The organism is Dyadobacter sp. CY345, from assembly GCF_021502725.1.
Classification (GTDB): Bacteria; Bacteroidota; Bacteroidia; order Cytophagales; family Spirosomataceae; genus Dyadobacter.
In genome coordinates this window covers 376,834-395,955 of record NZ_JAKFFS010000002.1, presented here as the reverse complement: position 1 = coordinate 395,955, position 19,122 = coordinate 376,834, and the positions used below count along the sequence as shown (strand labels likewise).

Below are 19,122 nucleotides of genomic sequence, written 5' to 3'. Positions count from 1 at the left end.
AAATTTACATTACCAGATGTTTTATTCAATAATTTGAAAAAAAATAGACGGTTAGTCTGGTTTTGGATCAATCAGTAAATTATTTATCTACTTTTGAACATTATAAGTTAATTGTAAAGATAATCTATCTATGTATAATCTGGACGACACGGACTGCAAAATACTGCACTACCTGCAACAGGATGCTACGTTGAAAACAAGGGAATTATCAGAAAAACTAAATCTTTCGTATACGCCTGTCTATGAACGTATCCGGAGATTGGAAAAAGAAGGCATAATTAAAAAATACGTCGCGCTGGTCGACAGGGAAAAAGTAGGAAAAAAACTGATGGTTTTCTGTAACATCGCCTTAAAAGAACATTCCCTGACAATGGGAGAAAAATTTGTGAAGGCAGTTCTGGCCATGCCGGAGGTTATGGAGTGTTTTAACATTTCCGGCGACTACGATTTCCTTCTAAAAATTGTGGTGAATGATATGTCGCAGTACCAGCATTTTCTAATGCAAAAACTTGGGGCGCTTGAAAATATCGGCAGTTCTCACAGTCTGTTTGTCATGGGCGAAATTAAAAATACTTCGGAGATAGAAATGCTGGATTCGAAAACGAAGTGAGCAATATTTTGGGTGCAGTGTCAAAAATAAATACGGAGCCGGAAAATCCTGCCCCGTATTCCAACTCACCCCTAACAAAAATCTTTAATTTCTTTTCCTGCCTTTTCCGTTTGCAGGTTTTTCCAATTCCTTATTGAAAGTCCCGTCGGCGTTGAATAGGAGTATTTTGATCTTGCTGTCAACCACTATACCCACAAAATATTGTCCTTCCGCATTGGTGCCAGCTTTCTTAATCTCAGCACCTGCATAATTGGTTGTTATATAACTGATTATTGCTGCCGGAAGACTGGCGATTGCCACTTCGGTCAGTTTAGCTTTTTTTGCATGACCTTTTAATTCTGCACTGAAACTTCCGTCGGCGTTAAAAATTAATCCTTTTGGCGTCCCGTCTGAAAGCAGGATGGAAACCACCGTTTTACCACTTTCATCCTTGGCTGCAAATTTTAAAGTTGAAGATGGATAGGTTGTCGAAATATAACTTGTGATCACCGCCGACAGATCAGCGAGCGCCACTTCTGTCAGTTTTCCTTTACAAGTACGCGTAGTAACAGAATCTCCTTCCAAAGAAAAACGTGCTGCGGTAGTTGCAACCGTTTCCAAACTTACGTCATCAGTATCAGTCACAGGACTCATATCTGTGTTTTCCTGTTGACAGGAAACAAACCAAAAACCTACCGAAGCGATCAGCAGCAAAATCAACTTTTTCATAGTCCAATTCTTTTAAAGTGTGTACCGGGTAAAAAGCACCGTTGCTTTAAACGCCATTACGTACCCGAAAAGAAGGTTGTTGCAAATCGCTGAATTTTATTTTCAAATTTTTTACAAAAACATTTCTCTATATAGTTGCCTTGATAAGCTTCCAATTTATTTTATTCTTATTACGATTATAAATACAAACACTCGCTGGTGATTCTCCCTGACTATCAGTTTGATGAAACAGAAAATATATAATTCCCTTCAATGAATTAAACCACAAAAGTTTTAACTTTAAAAAAAGATTTCCGTGGGAATAAATTCTTTTGCAACAAACAATCAGACTTAGGCGTAACTCCTATTACAAGATTCATATCCTAACAATTTGACACCCTAACTTTGCTATTTGGTAAGAAATCTTCCTTTAATGAAAACGATTTCGGAACAGTCGTTTCTGCATGCATAGCTGGTAACCACCAGGCTCAAAGGTATCTGTATAAGCATTTTTTTGGATATTCGAAGAGCATTTGCCTGCGCTATACCGCAAACACAGAAGAGGCTGAAGAAGTATTGAATGAAGGTTTCCTCAAAGTGTTTAACAACATGGAAAAATACGATTCCGCGCACCCTTTCAAGGCATGGCTTCGAACGATCATGGTGAATACGGCGATCAGTTATTACCGTAAACATAAAAAACACCACGAGGATATGATCTCGCTCGAAGATGCACCTTGTCCGCATTTTGATGAAGATGTAGTGAGCCAGATAACAGCGGATGAAATTTTACAGCTAGTGCAGGGGATTAAGCCGATCTACAAAAACGTATTCCTTTTATACGTAGTGGACGGTTACAATCACCGTGAAATAGCAGATCTATTGCAAATAAATGAGGCTACTGTGCGCTCGCATTATGTGCGGGCAAGAGCCCGCCTGCAACATTTGATAAAACAGCATTACCCACATCTCTTTCCCAGTGATTGGGGCATAAAGTCATTCAAGAGCAATGAAAACTGACAAATTTGAAAAAACTATACGCCGAAAGCTAGAAAGCATTACGCCCGAATTTCATGAAGATGACTGGACGAAAATGCAGAACTACATGCATGCCCATACGCCTCCAACGTTCTGGCAGCAATATAGTTCGTGGCTCGGCTATGCCGCGGCGGCAGCTGTGACTTCCGTCATGGCCTTTTTGTATGTCAACCAGCTTTCGCAAAATAATGTTTTGCTGACTGACGTAAAAACTTTGAAAAATCAGATCGAGGTTATAAAAAATTCGCCGACGGTTATTCAGAAAACAGATACGGTGTATCTCGTCCAGCAGCAAGCGGCCGATCAACAAGAAAATGGTCTGCCCTATCGCGATGCGCAGAGATTTGTTACTAGTCAAAAAACTGGTCAGGAATCGCTTGCGAATATTGAATCGAGTGAAAACAGTACGGGCGAAAATGTAATAACATCGACTCCAAAAACTGATAATAATTCAAATGTTGTAGAAAATGGTTCTGATCAGACTCTGATAAGAAATCGTGAAATTATTGCCGGCAACGACAAACCGGTAACGGATCGGTCTGCCGTAGAAGCCATTAAATCATCCGACATAAAATCCAGCGATGATATCAAAAAAGATTTTACTGATAAGAATAGCGAACGTGGTTCTTTGGCTGTAAATAGTGAGAACACTGGTAGAACTAACAGCGATAATTTTGGCAATGGAGATATCGGTAACTCGGGAGCTGGAAATGTAACTTCGGGATCTGGTAGCGGTTTTAAATATAATGGTACTGAGAATAACGTTGCATTTTCTAAAACGCTTGATGAAAAATTTGATGCTCTTGACATTCAATCGCCAGTTCAGGAAAATAATGTTCAGGCCTTGTCCCGCAGAATGAATTATTCTTTGGCCAGACGAATTTCTCCAAGTCGTCTGAAAAGTGTCTTGCTCGCTTCAAACGTAAACAGCGCGAAACTGCCTGTCTCTGGAAAAAGTGCAGCTTCTACGAAAAAGGCGGAAAGAACAATTCCAAGGCTGAATCTTAAAGTGCCTTACCGCTTTGGTTTTGCGCAACAATGGGAAGGAAAAAATCAGGTAAGAACAGCTGTCGCGGAAGTAATCGTTGCTAAACATTTTTCCATTTCCACCGGTTTTAGCTGGCTAAAAATTAAACCAAAAGATTTTTACTCAGAAAAATCCTACCGTGAAAAAACGAAAAAGGATTTCAGAGACGACTACAAACCGCATCTGATGCCGTTTGAAGGTATTGAAAACATTAACATCGAACCTTCTGTTACGCAAATTCCGCTTACTGTTGCTTATCGTAACGATCTTAAAAATGACTTTGCATTCTTCGTTGGTGCAGGAACAAACTTTACAGTTAGCCAGAAACAGGACGTGGAATTCGATTGTTACAGAGATTTTTATAATCCGACAAACCCGAAACCCACAATTATCAGGGCTATAAGAAGCGAAAAAGTCACAGAAAAAATGAACCTGAACCTGGTGAACTCATTAAACTTTTCCGCCGGGATTGAGAAAAGCTGGCATCCTGTTGTATTGCAGGCGGAGGCTTATCTATATACCTATTTCTCACCACTTTCTCCTCAGGCGTCAAAGAGTGGTCCGGGACTGAAAATTAAAGTTTTATACCAGATCGGGAAAAAGATGTAATCACCATTTAGTACGATTCTGAGCATAATAATTGAAAGATGTTCGTGAAAAGCTCTAATTTTGGTTTTTATTATATCATTATGACACTTCGCTTTTGAAATTTGCTGCAATAGATATTGGATCCAACGGTGCCCGTATGCAAATCTCCTCGGTTTTGCATGACGAAGGGATAACTCGTCTTAAAAAAGTTGAGTATGTGCGTTTTCCACTTCGTCTTGGACATGACGTTTTTACAGAGGGTAGAATTTCCCCGATGAGTGAAGACCGGATGATCAAACTCATGCTTTCGTATCAGCTTTTAATGGAACTTCATGAAGTTGAAGATTACATGGCCTGCGCCACTTCTGCAATGCGTGAAGCTGAAAACGGTTACGAAGTTCGGGCTCATATAGAACAGAGAACCGGAATTCATATACAAATTATCGATGGTCAGCGTGAGGCTGAACTTGTCAATAATGTGGTTGTAAAATCACTGAGTGACGGACAATATTTGCATATCGACGTAGGTGGCGGCAGCACGGAATTGAACCTATATCAAGACCGTACGAAGATCGTTGCAAAATCCTTCAAACTTGGTTCTGTGAGATTGCTGGAAGGGAAAGAATCCAAGACAGCATTTCAGAAGATGCAGGAATGGATTGTAAAATATGTGGATCATTCTCAGCCGATTGAAGCGGTTGGTACGGGAGGTAACATCAACAAATTGTTTGATCTTTCTTCAAAACTTACGGAAAGTTCAACAAGTCTGGATGAAATATTGCGGATGCGAGATTATATTTCACAATTTACGCTGGCTGAAAGAATTAATAAACTTCAATTGAACCCTGACCGTGCAGACGTAATCGTACCGGCGGGAGATATTTATACTTCTGCTATGAAGTGGGCCGGAGCTACTGTTATTCACGTTCCCGATGTGGGTTTGAAAGACGGTATGCTGCAACTTCTTTATGACAGAGCGTGCAGAAAAAAGAGAGCTTAAATTAAGCTCTCTTTTTCAAAAATGTTTTTATAACAATTACCAGACTTGTTCCAGGTCCTTCGGAGTGTATTTGTGATTTCGGTCAACAAATACACTTTTTTTGCTTTCACGTTTCAGCGATAATGGATTCTTCTTTCCCATTTTCGACATTATCGCTACCGGTACCAGAACGATAAAAAATACAATCGAAAGCAGTATCCTTCCGTTAATTGCACCCATTATTTCTGCCAGTTTATACCAGCCTTTCACGATAAGATCGCCTGCAACCGGAACGGCAATACTAATCACGCCAACCGCAGCTGCTGCAATTAATAAATAAGGATAACGGGATTTAAAAATAAAGTATAATACGAGCAGACCGGTTACGATTACCAGCTGTGCTTTGGCTTTTTCTGACTCACTCATTTGTTTTAGTATAGGATATAAAAACCCAGACTTCCAAGGTAAAAGCAATAGGAAGCCTGATTATCAATTGTTACAAAAAACCGTCAGCAGGCAATCTGCTGACGGTTTTTATTTAGAATAAGGTATAAATGAACGGTGCTACTGCTGAACCACCGCCAATCACGATCAATACACCAATTAATAACAATACGATGATGACAGGAGCAAGCCACCATTTCTTGCGTTCCTTCATAAAGGCGAATAAGTCTGTAAGAAAATCCATTTGTTGATATGTTTTAAATTCAAAGGTATCAATTTTTTTTCATCGCCTCAAAGAGTCGGTCTGCGATAAGTCCGTTAAGCACAGCACTTCCATGCCCGTCGTTCTTTCCAACAACGCGGTCTTTTTCAGGAATTTTAGCTATTCCGTCATTTAAAGTAACGACAGTTACGCCATGCGAGCGTAGGTAATCTTCAACCGGTTTGGTATAACCTGCGCTTTTATCTAACTGAAACAAAAATGGAATAAAAACTGCATACATTTTCGCCCCGGTGCTATCCTTGTAAGCAACCATTTTGGAAAGGTCGCGAAGGTGAGCATTAAGTATAGTTGTATCAGTGTAAGCAGTCTGTACAAATTTTTCAAATGTGCTGAAACCTGTGTGAGGAAGCTGCCAATAGATAAAATTAGGCAGATAAAAACGTTTCACCAAAGTTGCCATCGGACCTTTCAAATCTCCATAAGGTGCCGCTCCTGAAAGTGAGAGACCTTTTTCTCTCCCAACTTTTTCAATATCATTCGGAAAATATTGAAGAACAATGACGTCAGGTTTTACGGGAAATTCTTCCAGACGTTTTGCTTCATCTCTTGTATCTGCTCCTGAAACACCCAGGTTATAAACTGAATATTGTGATTTACCAAGTTTATCTTCAAGCTGGTCAGAAAAACGTTCGGTTACACTTTTCAGACCATGGCCCGCTGCAAATGAATCGCCTATTACCAATACCTGTTTTTTGCCTGCCTGCGCCGTTACCTCTTTATCATGATAACCTAATTGATTAACAGGATTCCAGTATTTTTCCCACCATATCTGCGAAGCTTTTGATAAAACACCTTCGTGACTTTGCGGAATATACATGAAAATAATTTCGAGGAATATCAGTGTGATAATCAACGGCGTCGCGATCGTGACAATATTTGCAAGAATCCCTTTTGCTTTACTTTTTACAACACCGTAATAAAAAATCCGCAGTATTTCGATGACTAGTAAAAGCCAGAAAAACGATTTTGTAACACGAATATACCAGTTATCGCTTTGTGGCGCGCCTGGATATGCGAAAGTGATATTAAAACGATCCGGGTAAAAAAGGAAGATAAACAACACTCCTAAGAAGAGGATCCGGATTATACTGGTAACAATTTTAGACGTCATGTGAATGCAGCGTGCGGTAATTTAAACGAAAAAATAATTGGTCTAATCTAAAACGAATTCTTCCTGCCAGTTATCCTTCTCCATCCATTCCGGCTGTTTTTTCTTGTCAAAAATATAATTCCCTACGACAAGGTAATCCATTTCAGTTCTCATGAAACAACGATATGCGTCGTTCGGCGTATTGACGATAGGTTCTCCGCGAACGTTGAAACTCGTATTTACAACCACCGCATATCCAGTCAGATCCTTAAAGGAATTGATAAGTTCATAATACCGTGGATTTGTTTCCTTATGAACAGTCTGGATCCTTGCCGAATAGTCAATATGCGTAATTGAAGGCAGATCCGAACGCTCAAAATATAATTTTTCACGAAGGTCCATCGCACTGTAATTTGCAGGAACAGGCTTTCTTCTGCTTTCCGCAACCGGATGAACCAGCAGCATGTAGGGAGAAGTGCCATCGTAGTCGAAATAATCCGCACAATCCTCTGCCAGAACAGAAGGCGCAAAAGGACGGAAAGATTCGCGATATTTAATCTTCAAATTCAACTTTTTCTGCATTTCGGCATTTCTTGGGTCACCAAGAATACTTCTTCCGCCCAATGCACGCGGACCGAATTCCATACGTCCCTGAACCCAGCCTACAACATTACCTTCTGAAAGTAATTTTGCGGCATCATCGGCCAGATCTTTAAAGTTTTCATAATAGGTAGAAACCGCCTTATATTTTTTTGCAGCAAGTTCAACTTCAAGATCAGAGAAAGTTGGACCTAGATAAGAACCGCGCATCGCATCTGCTTTCCAGGTAACCTTGCGTTCCTGGCCGAAGAAAATGTGATAGGCAGCTTGTGCCGCACCCAAAGCACCGCCTGCATCACCCGCAGCCGGCTGGATAAATATTTCTTTAAATATATTAGCCTTCTGCAATTTCCCGTTGGAAACACAGTTCAAAGCAACACCACCTGCCATACATAAATAATCTGCACCGGTAAGGCGTTTGGCTTCTTTGGCCATACGGATCACGGCTTCCTCAGTAATATTCTGAATGGCCAGTCCTAAATTACAATGAACCGATTCGAGCGCATCCTCAGGTTTTCTGGTTTTAAAACCAAAAAGTGCTTCCCATTTATGCTCGTTCACCATTTTCAATCCGGTCGCATAATCAAAGAATTCCTGATCAAGCCATACCGAACCGTCTTCTTTTAATTCAATTAATTCTTCAAGAATGATTTTCTCATATTTTGCAATATCAGGTGAAGTAGGATCACCGTAAGGCGCCAATCCCATCAGCTTATATTCGCCGGAATTAACTCTGAAACCAAGGAAATAGGTAAATGCAGAATACAACAACCCCAATGAGTGCGGGAATCTTAGTTCTTTCAGATTGGTAATATCTTTCCCTTCTCCAAGACAAATGGAAGCAGTTGCCCACTCACCCACGCCATCGATCGTCAGAATGGCGGATTTTTCAAAAGGTGATGGATAATATGCACTTGCCGCGTGAGATAAGTGATGTTCAGGAAAGAGCATCTTCACAGGCTTCTTTTTATCGTAACCCAGCTTTTCAAGTTCCTCATTGATAAGCCTTTTAAGAAACATTTTTTCTTTTATCCAAACGGGCATAGCCGTAAGGAATGACTTAATACCTTTTGGGGCAAAAGCGTAATATGTTTCTAATAATCTTTCGAATTTTAAAAGAGGCTTGTCGTAAAACACGATGGCGTCCAGATCGTTCAATGAAACTCCTCCGTATTCCATGCAAAAACTTACTGCATTTGAAGGGAAACCTGGATCGTGCTTTTTGCGCGTAAAACGTTCTTCCTGAGCTGCTGCAACTATTTCACCATTATCGATAAGCGCTGCGGCTGAATCATGGTAAAAAGCTGAAATTCCTAAAATTTTCATTTAGAATTAATTAATGAACTAAATTCCTTAGTGTGAACGTGATTGTCAATAAAATGCCAAATATAGGTAAATCTGCCTTATGCACATAAATTAATTCCTTTGTGTACGAGGACAGCTATCTAACGGTCACAAGAAGCTGGCGATATTTTTTTAATCCTAAATCTGTTTAAATCTGAAACAGGCATATTCAGGCATGTTTCCTGCATGAAATAAGCCTGTGAACTATACCTACGAAACCCAATATTTTTTGGATTAAAGGAAAAATTAAATTTTTGTTAAACGCTTTCTTTGCTTAAAACTTTGGTCGGTTTGTTATTTTCGTCCAAAGCGACAAACGTGAATAAGCCGGAAACCGCCTTTTCTCTTCCTTGTTCATACATCTGTTCAACAAAAATATCCACCCGTACTTTCATACTCGTATTTCCGATTTCTGCGACAGTCCCAACAAGTTCAATGATAGTCCCGGCCGGAATCGGGTGGGTAAAATCGATCCTGTCGGATGAAACCGTAACGCACCGCAAACGTGTGAAACGTGTGGCTGCGATAAAGGCAACCTCGTCCATCATTGACAAAGCAGTACCACCAAAAAGCGTGTCGTAATGGTTTGTATTATTTGGAAAAACAGTTTTAAAAACTCTTGTCTCCGATAGCTTAATTCTCTCTTCTAAATTCATAATCTTAGAAAAAACAAATCTCCCGGCATCTGTGATAACCGGGAGATTCTATATAATATTGATATAGTTTTATTACTGCGTTATTGTTACCGATTCGCGCAGCAAGTTAGCCGCAGTAATCATATTTCGCAAGGCAGCCTCGGTTTCCGGCCATTTTCTGGTCTTCAAACCGCAGTCCGGATTTACCCAGAGATTACGTGCAGGAATTACATTTAATGCCTTTTCCAGCAATACCGTAATTTCCTCAACAGTAGGTACCCGCGGCGAATGAATATCATAAACGCCCGGTCCGATTTCATTTGGATAATTGAAGTCAGCAAAAGCATCCAGTAATTCCATTTGTGAGCGGGATGTTTCAATCGTGATTACATCTGCATCCATCGCAGCAATGGAATCGATAATATCGTTAAATTCTGAATAACACATGTGCGTATGGATTTGCGTTTGATCGGCAACACCGGCTGCGCTCAAACGAAACGCATCGACAGCCCATTCTAAATATGTTTTCCAATCTGATTTCCGTAGCGGCAGACCTTCCCGAATAGCAGGTTCATCAATTTGTATCACTTTAATTCCCGCTTTTTCAAGATCAATGACTTCATCACGAATCGCAAGACCGATCTGAAAAGTGGTATCTTTTCTTGGTTGATCGTCGCGTACGAACGACCATTGCAAAATCGTAACCGGCCCTGTCAACATTCCTTTTACCAGTTTTTCAGAATTTGCTTGTGCAAAAGCAGACCAACGGATGGTCATCGGTGCCGGGCGCTCTACGTCACCAAAAATAACCGGCGGTTTCACACAGCGGCTGCCATAACTCTGAACCCAGCCATTTTCAGTGAACACAAATCCGGAAAGTCTTTCTCCAAAATATTCCACCATATCATTCCGCTCAAATTCTCCATGCACAAGTACATCGATACCCAGTGCTTCCTGCCAACGGATCGAGCTGATTACTTCCTCTTCAATTCGGCTTTCATATTTTTCAAAAGACAAACTTCCTTTCTTCAAACGCGCACGTAATTGGCGGACTTCATCTGTCTGCGGAAAAGAACCGATGGTTGTAGATGGGAAAAGCGGGAGTTTCAGTTTTTCCAGCTGAACGTTTTGTCTCAAAGAAAATGGGCTGACACGCTCAAAATCTTCTTCTTTAATAGCAGCCACGCGTTCTTTCACATCCTGTTTATGGATCAAAGTGGAGGTACGGCGACTTTCGATTGCTTTCTGATTTATAATAAACGCTTCGTTAGTATGATAGCTGGTACCAGCCAGTTTTGACAACGCAACAACTTCATGCAATTTCTGTTTTGCAAAAGCCATCCAGTTTTTGATCTCAGGCGTTAAAACTTTTTCGTTATGTTCAAGATCCAGATCATGCGGGCTGTGCAATAAGGAAGATGACGGCGCGACTAAAATACGTTTAGCTCCCAAAATATTGATGGCTTGCTGAATAAAATTTAGCGATTTCCGATAATCGTTTTTCCAGATATTTCTTCCGTCAACGACACCAATAGAAAGCAGTTTGGAAGAAGTAACAAACACCTGATTTTCCAATATTTCAGGCAAACTTTCAGCACCTCGCGTCACGTCAATATGCAAAGCAGCGACTGGCAAATTTGCGGCAAGTGAAAGATTAGTATCCAGCGCACCAAAATAAGTTGCCAGCAAAATTTTCAAATCCGGAACAGCTGCCTGAATTTTCTGGTAAGCAAAGTTTAGCGTATTTTGTTCTTCACTACTTAAATCCAAAACCAGGCAGGGCTCATCAAGCTGTACCCATTCGGCACCTCGCGTTGCCAGTTCCTGCAAGATTTCTATATAAACCGGAAGTAGTTTTTCTATCAAAGAAATTCTGTCGAAACCTTCTTCCTTTTCTTTTCCCAACAATAAAAAGGTAACCGGACCGACCAGTACCGGTTTTGTTAAAATTCCCTTTTGCTTCGCATCTTCAAATTCAAGGATGACCTTATCGGAATAGCGGTTAAATTCCTGATTTTTAATAAATTCTGGTACGATGTAATGATAGTTGGTATCGAACCACTTTGTCATTTCCATGGCTTTTATATCCAATCCGTCGCGCTGAACACCACGGGCCATGGCAAAATAAAGGTCCAGCTCGCGGTTTGATTTCCCGTCAATCAGTTGCAGATAACGTTCCGGAATCGCTCCCACCATCAGGGAAGTATCCAAAACCTGATCGTACAATGAAAAATCGTTGGAAGGAATTAAATCAATACCAGCCTCTTTTTGAAGTTTCCAGCTGCGGTGACGAATTTCCCGTCCCGTTTTCTGCAATTCATCTTTTGTGATTTTTCCAGCCCAGAATTGTTCGTTGGCTTTTTTGAGTTCTCTTTGGCTTCCGACGCGTGGATAGCCCAAATTGTGTGACAACATAAACATTAGTTAAAGAGTTAATAAAAACCCTTTGGAATGCCCTACCCGTCCTGGTTTAGTTTAAAGTTGAGAGTTAAAAGTTGAAAGCAGCCGCCGCGCGGTTGAAAGTGACTTTCACCCAACAGCTTGACTTTCAGAAATTCCGACCATTTTGTAAACCTCGCTAATCGAAAACCATTAACTCACTACTTACCGCTGTGGCGGCTGCTAAATCAGTACGTTTTGTTATCAGATTTTGATCAAATTGTCAGATACAAAATTGACCAAACATATCTCCGAAAATAAATTTTGAAGATAATAACCTGACAGCAATACATTTGTAAAATCAATGCGTGACAAAACCCCTGACGTGAGCGAGTGGCCATTGAGGGTAAAGGCAAGTCTCCTGGCTTGTACCATTTTCACCGCCCTTCTCATCATAAATATGACAATGGGTCGCGAGGGTAAAAACTTTCCTGATCTGTTCAGGACGGCACTTACAGTAGCACGACTGCCCGTGAATTTCACACGGTTCCTTTTTAATTTCTGCTTGATTGGCTGAGGGTACCAAAAGCGAAAACCATTACCCCGATTGACGGGCGTTCACAAAGAACGTTAGCAAAGTTAAAGAAAAAAGAAGTCGGAGAAATTTAGGTTCAGGATTTAAGTGAAGCGGTTACTTATTGAAAATGTGTGGTAGATAAAATATCTTTTTGGCGGGGAGAATTCCAGTCTGAGCAGTGATTTTTTCACTATGATTCGTGCACATTGATAGAACCGGTTTCAGCTATCAATCCAATTTTCTAGCTTAATTCCATTAAGATTAATGAAATCTTTGGTATTTCTGGTGACCAGTATTAAATCATTCACAATCGCAGTAGACCCAATAAGTAAATCGAACTCTCCAACGGTCCGACCAATTCTTCTCAAATTTGATTTCTGACGGGCATATTCAAAAAAACAATCTCCGATAAGGAGCGTACGATTCGAGAAGGCCAATATTAGCTGGTTTATATTTTTAAAATTTGTCTCTCTTTGTTTAACCGCGCCGTTCTCAACACCAAAGAGTAGTTCGGCCACGGTAATTTCTGAAATACAAATTGAAGACAAACCGATTTCTTCTATTTTTTGAGCAATACCAAACTGGTCGTTCAACAAATGAATACAGATGTTTGTATCTAGTAAATACTCTATCATAATTCTACGTCACGAGGAGCATCATTCCTTGCATTATGAATTCTGGCAGCTAATTCATCCCCTGTCTCATCCCCTACCCAACTTCCTACCAGATTTTTAAATGCTGCTTCTTGCTTTTCCAATAGTCCTTCTACATGCCGTTCCTTCACGGGAAGTCCAAGTCTGTCTGCCAAGCCCTTTATGAGCTCAAAATCCTTTTTATCTTTTGTTTCTATAATGATTGTATGTGTCATAGTTACTTTCCAGTACTGTTTTGATTCTAATTAGTACAATATTTTGTACTAATTTAAACTGTTTTTACTGATAAAGCAACTTAATCAATTCTATATCATCGAGTCAGCATTAATTCCTGACCAAAACATTTATCCACAAAAAAATACTAAAAACTCCTCGTCCAACCCTAACTTTACCGTTCAAATCTGATTCATTCATTTTACATTATTATTACCGTCATAAAATGGAATACCGTATAGAAAAAGATACCATGGGCGAAGTGCAGGTACCTGCTCATGTATATTGGGGCGCGCAAACGCAACGCTCTATCCAGAATTTCCCGATTGCGCAGGATATCAATAAAATGCCGAAGGAAATTATCCGGGCGTTTGCATACCTTAAAAAAGCCGCAGCGATTACAAATTCAGAAGCTGGTGTTCTTCCAAAAGAAAAGAGCGATTTGATTGGAAAAGTTTGTGACGAAATTCTGACTGGCGGATTGGAAGATCAATTTCCACTGGTGGTTTGGCAAACAGGTTCAGGCACGCAATCCAACATGAATTGCAATGAAGTGATCGCTTACCGCGGACACGTTTTGCAAGGCGGCGACCTGGCTGACAAAACTAAATTTTTGCACCCAAATGATGATGTGAACAAATCACAATCATCAAACGATACTTTCCCGACTGCAATGCACATTGCGGCCTACAAAATTCTGGTTGACGTTACAATTCCGGGTATTACCAAACTGCGTGATACTTTGAAAGCAAAAGCGGAAGCTTTCAAGCATGTTGTTAAAATCGGCCGTACCCACTTTATGGATGCTACGCCGTTGACGCTTGGACAGGAATTCGGTGGTTATGCTTCTCAACTGGATCACGGTCTTCGCGCGATTTACCATACACTTGCTCACCTTTCTGAACTTGCTTTGGGCGGAACTGCGGTTGGAACGGGTATTAATACCCCGGAAGGTTATTCAGAAAATGTCGCAAAACACATTGCACTTTTAACTGGTTTACCTTTTATTACTGCTGAAAATAAGTTTGAAGCTCTGGCTGCTCACGACGCGATCGTAGAAGCGCACGGCGCTTTGAAAACAGTAGCGGTTAGTCTGATGAAAATCGGAAATGACATCCGTATGTTGTCTTCAGGCCCACGTTCAGGTATTGGTGAAATTCACATTCCGGATAACGAACCGGGAAGTTCGATCATGCCTGGAAAAGTAAATCCAACGCAATGTGAAGCCATGACGATGGTGGCAGCCCAGGTAATGGGAAATGATGTTGCTATTAGCATCGGAGGCTCAAACGGACATTTTGAACTGAACGTATTCAAACCTTTGATGGCGTATAACTTCCTTCATTCTGCACGTTTGATTGGTGATGTTTGCGTTTCGTTTAATGATAATTGTGCGGTTGGTATCGAGCCTTTGCATGAAAATATCAAAAAACACGTTAATAATTCGTTGATGCTGGTAACGTCTTTAAATACAAAAATTGGTTATTACAAAGCAGCTGAAATTGCGCAGACGGCTCATAAAAACGGCACAACGTTGAAAGAAACGGCTGTTGCTTTAGGTTACGTTACGCCGGAGGAATTTGATGCCTGGGTTAAACCGGAAGAAATGGTTGGCGAGATCAAATAGTCCGAATTATCCTGAATAATATCACAGCCCTGCGCATTTGCGTGGGGCTTTTTATTTACTTTGTGCAACAAATTCCTAAAATCCTTTCTTATGTTGTTTCGCTATTCCAGATTTCTAATCCTCTGTATTTTTCTATTCAAAATTTCGCTCAGTACTTATTCTCAAAAAGCTGATCATAACAAAACCGATCTAAAACTTTGGTATGATAAACCTGCAACCGACTGGATGACACAGGCTCTGCCAATAGGAAACGGATATCTAGGCGTTATGTTTTTCGGCGATCCGGCCGAAGAACGTTTACAATTTTCAGAGGGAAGTTTGTGGGCAGGCGGAAAAGGCGCGAACGAAGAGTATAATTTTGGATTGAGAAAAGATGCTTATAAAACACTTCCAAAAGTAAGAGAACTGCTCGCTCAGGGAAAGCTGGCAGAAGCCGATAAACTCGCCAGTGCAGAAATGACCGGTATTGTTCATGAGAAAAAAGGAAATACTCCTTCCAGTGATTTTGGCGCGCAGCAAACCATGGGCGATTTGTATGTCAGCGTTTCGCATACCGGCGCTGTAAAAAATTACCGCCGGGAACTGGATATTTCGACTGCAACAGGCAAGGTTACTTACGAGGTTGGTAAAGAAAAATTTGAGAGAACTTATTTTGGTAATTATCCTTCCCGCGTAATGGTTTACAATTTCAAATCCACCTCGATGGAAACTTACTCCATCCGGTTTTCTACGCCACATAAAAAGGAATACGAGAAATTTGAAAAGAATCAATACACTTTCGGTGGGAGTTTGAAAGATAACAAACAGGAATTTGAAACAACTTACCGGATTGACACGGATGGAAAAATAAGTTATGACAGCGGTATTGTCACGATAAAAAACGCCAGAAAAATTATACTGATCCACACAGCATCAACAGATTACACCTATCAATTTCCGACGTATAAAGGAAATAATTACAAGAAAATAAATCAGCAGGTAATGGCTGCCGTATCTAACAAAAATGAAACGTCTCTTCAAACTGAGCAGCAAAAGGATTATAAAAATCTTTTCGATCGCGTTTCTTTGAAACTTGGTACTGATCATATCGGTTCGGACCCGACAGACAAAAGACAGATCGCTTATTTCCAGGGCACGCCTGATCCGGGTTTTGAAGTTTTGTATTTCCAATATGGACGTTACCTGATGATTTCTTCCACACGGCCGGGAACGATGCCCATGAGCTTGCAGGGAAAATGGAATGACAGCACAAATCCACCGTGGGCCAATGATTATCATACCAATATCAACATACAAATGTTATACTGGCCAGCCGAGGTTACCAACCTTTCGGAATGTTATCTGCCGCTGTCTGATTTTACCAAATCTATTGTCGAACCAGGGAAACTGGCTGCGAAGGAATTTTTCGGTACCCGCGGCTGGACGGTGAATACGATGCTGAATGCTTATGGTTATACTTCACCCGGATGGAGTTTTCCCTGGGGATTTTATCCGGGTGGTGCTGGTTGGTTAAGTCAGCATTTGTGGGAACATTATGCTTTTACAAACGATATTAATTATTTAAAAAACACAGCTTATCCAATTATGAAGGAAGCTTCATTATTCTGGATTGATTATCTGACCAAAGGAAAAAGTGGATTTCTGGTTTCCTCTCCTTCCTATTCTCCGGAACATGGTGGAATTTCCACCGGCGCATCGATGGATCATCAGATTGCCTGGGACGTACTTTCCAATACGATTCTTGCCAGTAAAGTTTTAAAAACCGATACTAATTTTGCTAATGAAGCACAAAAAGTAAGAGATCAGATCCAACCTCCGCAAATCGGTCGATGGGGACAATTGCAGGAATGGAATGAGGATGTGGATGATTCTACCAATAAACATCGGCACGTTTCACATCTTTTTGCCTTACATCCGGGTAATCAGATTTCCCCGACCGCAACACCGGAATTCGCCAAGGCAGCAAGAGTAACTTTGGATGCACGCGGCGATGAAGGAACCGGATGGTCGTTAGCCTGGAAAGTTAATTTCTGGGCGAGGTTACTGGACGGTAACCGGGCTTATTCATTGTTCAAAAGAATCCTTCGTCCGGTTGGTGATAAAGCAGAAAACATGGTAAATGGCGGCGGATCTTATTCCAATTTGCTTTGTGCACATCCGCCATTTCAGCTGGATGGAAACATGGGCTCAACAGCCGGAATTGCAGAAATGCTTTTACAATCGCAGGCTGGTGTGATTGAATTATTGCCTGCCTTGCCGGATTCATGGCCGACCGGCGAAATAAGAGGTTTGAAAGCACGTGGAAATGTTACAGTTGATGCGCAATGGAAAGATGGTAAATTGGTTTCAGCAACCTTGGTTTCAGGGAATTCAGGAAAGCAAAAGGTGAAGTTAGGTACGAAAACGTTGGAAGTTGATTTGATTAAAGATCAGAAGAAAGTTGTTTCGGCGGGTTTGTTTCAATAGGAGTTTGTGGCATAGGTTACGTTTGTTTCGGTTTAAATTCATAGGCATGATCATGATAAAAAATTAATTTTTCGAGTTGGTTATGTCACCCTTTCAGGGTTACGACCTATTCGTCAAGCGGCTTTGCTATAATAATGTCATCCCTTCGGGATTGTGAAAAACCGTAATCCCGATGATCAAATTATTATAGAATAAAATTGGAAAATCGGTTCCCATACCACACGATGGGTTGACATAACACATGCAATAATATATCCGTCCCTTCGGGATTTCGACCGACCACAATTCCGAAGGGCTGACATTATTGTAGAAAACGATTGGAACATACGTTTTCCAACCCTGACGAGGTGACATAACACGAACCATGAATAACGTCCCTTCGGGATTTCGACCGACCACAATCCCGAAGGGATAACATTATTGTAGAAAACGATTGGAACCTAGTTTCCCAACCCTGACGAGGTAACATAACACGAACCATAAATAACGTCCCTTCGGGATTTTCATTCTACCACAATCCCGAAGGGATGACATTATTGTAGAAAACGATTGGAACCTAGTTTCCCAACCCTGACGAGGTAACATAACACGAACCATAAATAACGTCCCTTCGGGATTTTCATTCTACCACAATCCCGAAGGGATGACATTATTGTAGAAAACGATTGGAACCCAGTTTCCCAACCCTGACGAGGTAACATAACACGAACCATAAATTACGTCCCTTCGGGATTTCGACTGACCACAATCCCGAAGGGATGACATTATTGTAGAAAACGATTGGAACATACGTTTTCCAACCCTGAGGAGGTAACATAACACGAACCATAAATTACGTCCCTTCGGGATTTCGACCGACCACAATCCCGAAGGGATGACATTTTTATAGCATCTGATTGGAATTCTAGTTCCCCAACCCCGAAGGGGGTGACATAACATGAACCATAAATAACGTCCCTTCGGGATTTCGACTGACCACAATCCCGAAGGGATGACATTTTTATAGCATGAGATTGGAATTCTGGTTCCCTAACCCCGACGGGGTGGCATAACATGAACCATAAATAACGTCCCTTCGGGATTTCGACTGACCACAATCCCGAAGGGATGACATTTTTATAGCATGAGATTGGAATTCTGGTTCCCTAACCCCGACGGGGTGGCATAATCTTATCGAACCAATATTTTATATCGTAATCAACTGATTAATCAAATCTTGGATATCAAAAACCAAACCCCATGAACATCCGGGAAGAACTTTTAAAACGACAAATTCACTTCAAAAAACACGCAATCGCAATCACTAAATTTGCGGTTTCTTCTGATAAAAACTTCAAAGAACTTATTGACTGCTTTTTATCAATGGATATGCGTGTGGCTCAACGGGCTGCTTGGAGTGTCAGTTGGGCGGCTGAGAAATGCCCCGAAATGGTTCAGCCATATGTTGGCATTTTAGTTGATCAATTAAAACGGAAGGATGTTCACAATGCAGTAATCCGAAACAGTTTGCGTATTCTGGAAAATTTAGACATACCGGAAAAATTTCATGGAGAAGTCATGGATGCCTGTTTTCAGTTTCTTCAAAATCGTGAGACGGCCATAGCGATCAAGGCATTTGCGTTGACTGTACTTTTTAATCTTTCAAAAATTTATCCTGATATTAAAAATGAGCTTCGTATGATTATTAAGGAGAATATGGAATACGAAACGGCGGCTTATCGATCAAGAGGAAAGAAAATTCTCGCACGGTTATGACATTTTCTGGTCTGCGGCTCGGTAAGCAGTTTGAGGGTTTAATTTACTTAGTGTAGTTTTAAAGAATAATCAGGAAATCATTCGACATAATTGGAATGATTATTTGAAAAACACAGGTAAAAAACAG

The 19,122-nt window shown here is 40.8% G+C and carries 16 protein-coding genes and 1 riboswitch; of the genes, 7 read left to right on the top strand and 9 right to left on the bottom strand.

What is annotated here, in order from left to right:
• Nucleotides 1-130: 130 nt before the first annotated feature.
• On the top strand, nucleotides 131-610 hold the full coding sequence (locus L0657_RS11340; protein WP_090333434.1) for an Lrp/AsnC family transcriptional regulator: 480 nt from the start codon (nucleotides 131-133) through the stop codon (nucleotides 608-610).
• An 84-nt stretch (nucleotides 611-694) separates the two neighbouring features.
• Here the strand turns inward: L0657_RS11340 and L0657_RS11335 are convergent, their stop codons facing one another.
• On the bottom strand, nucleotides 695-1,318 hold the full coding sequence (locus L0657_RS11335) for a hypothetical protein (protein WP_235150915.1): 624 nt from the start codon (nucleotides 1,316-1,318) through the stop codon (nucleotides 695-697).
• Nucleotides 1,319-1,702: 384 nt separating this feature from the next.
• On the opposite strand from L0657_RS11335, the gene L0657_RS11330 reads away from it, so the two are divergent.
• The 3 genes from L0657_RS11330 (at nucleotide 1,703) to L0657_RS11320 (ending at nucleotide 4,950) form a co-directional block, all read left to right on the top strand.
• Nucleotides 1,703-2,317 carry an RNA polymerase sigma factor gene (locus tag L0657_RS11330; protein ID WP_235150914.1) on the top strand — a complete coding sequence of 205 codons (615 nt, stop codon included), beginning with the start codon at nucleotides 1,703-1,705 and terminating at the stop codon, nucleotides 2,315-2,317.
• Entirely contained in the window at nucleotides 2,307-3,971 is a 1,665-nt protein-coding gene (locus tag L0657_RS11325; RefSeq protein ID WP_235150913.1) for a hypothetical protein, read from the top strand. Before L0657_RS11330 ends, L0657_RS11325 begins: the two co-directional genes overlap by 11 nt.
• Nucleotides 3,972-4,065: 94 nt before the next feature.
• Nucleotides 4,066-4,950, top strand: coding sequence for a Ppx/GppA phosphatase family protein (locus tag L0657_RS11320; protein WP_235150912.1), 885 nt, complete (start codon nucleotides 4,066-4,068; stop codon nucleotides 4,948-4,950).
• A 36-nt stretch (nucleotides 4,951-4,986) separates the two neighbouring features.
• Here the strand turns inward: L0657_RS11320 and L0657_RS11315 are convergent, their stop codons facing one another.
• The 8 genes from L0657_RS11315 to L0657_RS11280 all read right to left on the bottom strand — a co-directional run bounded on the left by L0657_RS11315 (nucleotide 4,987) and on the right by L0657_RS11280 (nucleotide 13,149).
• Complete coding sequence (locus tag L0657_RS11315; protein WP_235150911.1) at nucleotides 4,987-5,355, bottom strand: hypothetical protein; 369 nt, start codon at nucleotides 5,353-5,355, stop codon at nucleotides 4,987-4,989.
• Nucleotides 5,356-5,467: 112 nt separating this feature from the next.
• The gene (locus L0657_RS11310) at nucleotides 5,468-5,617 is read right to left on the bottom strand and encodes a DUF5989 family protein (protein WP_015812275.1); all 150 of its coding nucleotides are present in this window, start codon (nucleotides 5,615-5,617) and stop codon (nucleotides 5,468-5,470) included.
• Nucleotides 5,618-5,645: 28 nt separating this feature from the next.
• Nucleotides 5,646-6,767 carry an SGNH/GDSL hydrolase family protein gene (locus L0657_RS11305; protein WP_235150910.1) on the bottom strand — a complete coding sequence of 374 codons (1,122 nt, stop codon included), beginning with the start codon at nucleotides 6,765-6,767 and terminating at the stop codon, nucleotides 5,646-5,648.
• A 42-nt stretch (nucleotides 6,768-6,809) separates the two neighbouring features.
• The gene (locus L0657_RS11300) at nucleotides 6,810-8,672 is read right to left on the bottom strand and encodes a carbamoyltransferase (RefSeq protein ID WP_235150909.1); all 1,863 of its coding nucleotides are present in this window, start codon (nucleotides 8,670-8,672) and stop codon (nucleotides 6,810-6,812) included.
• Nucleotides 8,673-8,947: 275 nt separating this feature from the next.
• A complete protein-coding gene (locus L0657_RS11295; protein ID WP_235150908.1) occupies nucleotides 8,948-9,346 on the bottom strand; it encodes an acyl-CoA thioesterase in 399 nt (132 codons plus the stop codon).
• A gap of 72 nt (nucleotides 9,347-9,418) precedes the next feature.
• Nucleotides 9,419-11,740: a 5-methyltetrahydropteroyltriglutamate--homocysteine S-methyltransferase gene (gene metE / locus L0657_RS11290; protein ID WP_235150907.1), complete on the bottom strand. Its 2,322-nt coding sequence runs from the start codon at nucleotides 11,738-11,740 to the stop codon at nucleotides 9,419-9,421.
• 357 nt (nucleotides 11,741-12,097) lie between these two features.
• Nucleotides 12,098-12,306: riboswitch (cobalamin riboswitch) on the bottom strand.
• 196 nt (nucleotides 12,307-12,502) lie between these two features.
• Nucleotides 12,503-12,916, bottom strand: coding sequence for a PIN domain-containing protein (locus L0657_RS11285; protein ID WP_235150906.1), 414 nt, complete (start codon nucleotides 12,914-12,916; stop codon nucleotides 12,503-12,505).
• Nucleotides 12,913-13,149: a hypothetical protein gene (locus L0657_RS11280; protein ID WP_235150905.1), complete on the bottom strand. Its 237-nt coding sequence runs from the start codon at nucleotides 13,147-13,149 to the stop codon at nucleotides 12,913-12,915. The genes L0657_RS11285 and L0657_RS11280 overlap by 4 nt, the downstream gene beginning before the upstream one ends.
• Nucleotides 13,150-13,373: 224 nt before the next feature.
• Here L0657_RS11280 and fumC point away from each other — a divergent pair, with 224 nt between their 5' ends.
• From fumC to L0657_RS11265, 3 genes are all read left to right on the top strand, one after another.
• Nucleotides 13,374-14,774: a class II fumarate hydratase gene (gene fumC, locus L0657_RS11275; protein WP_235150904.1), complete on the top strand. Its 1,401-nt coding sequence runs from the start codon at nucleotides 13,374-13,376 to the stop codon at nucleotides 14,772-14,774.
• A gap of 90 nt (nucleotides 14,775-14,864) precedes the next feature.
• Nucleotides 14,865-17,240, top strand: a complete 2,376-nt coding sequence (locus L0657_RS11270) for a glycosyl hydrolase family 95 catalytic domain-containing protein (protein ID WP_235150903.1) — start codon at nucleotides 14,865-14,867, stop codon at nucleotides 17,238-17,240.
• A gap of 1,239 nt (nucleotides 17,241-18,479) precedes the next feature.
• Nucleotides 18,480-18,995, top strand: a complete 516-nt coding sequence (locus tag L0657_RS11265; RefSeq protein ID WP_235150902.1) for a hypothetical protein — start codon at nucleotides 18,480-18,482, stop codon at nucleotides 18,993-18,995.
• The last annotated feature ends 127 nt before the right edge of the window (nucleotides 18,996-19,122 follow it).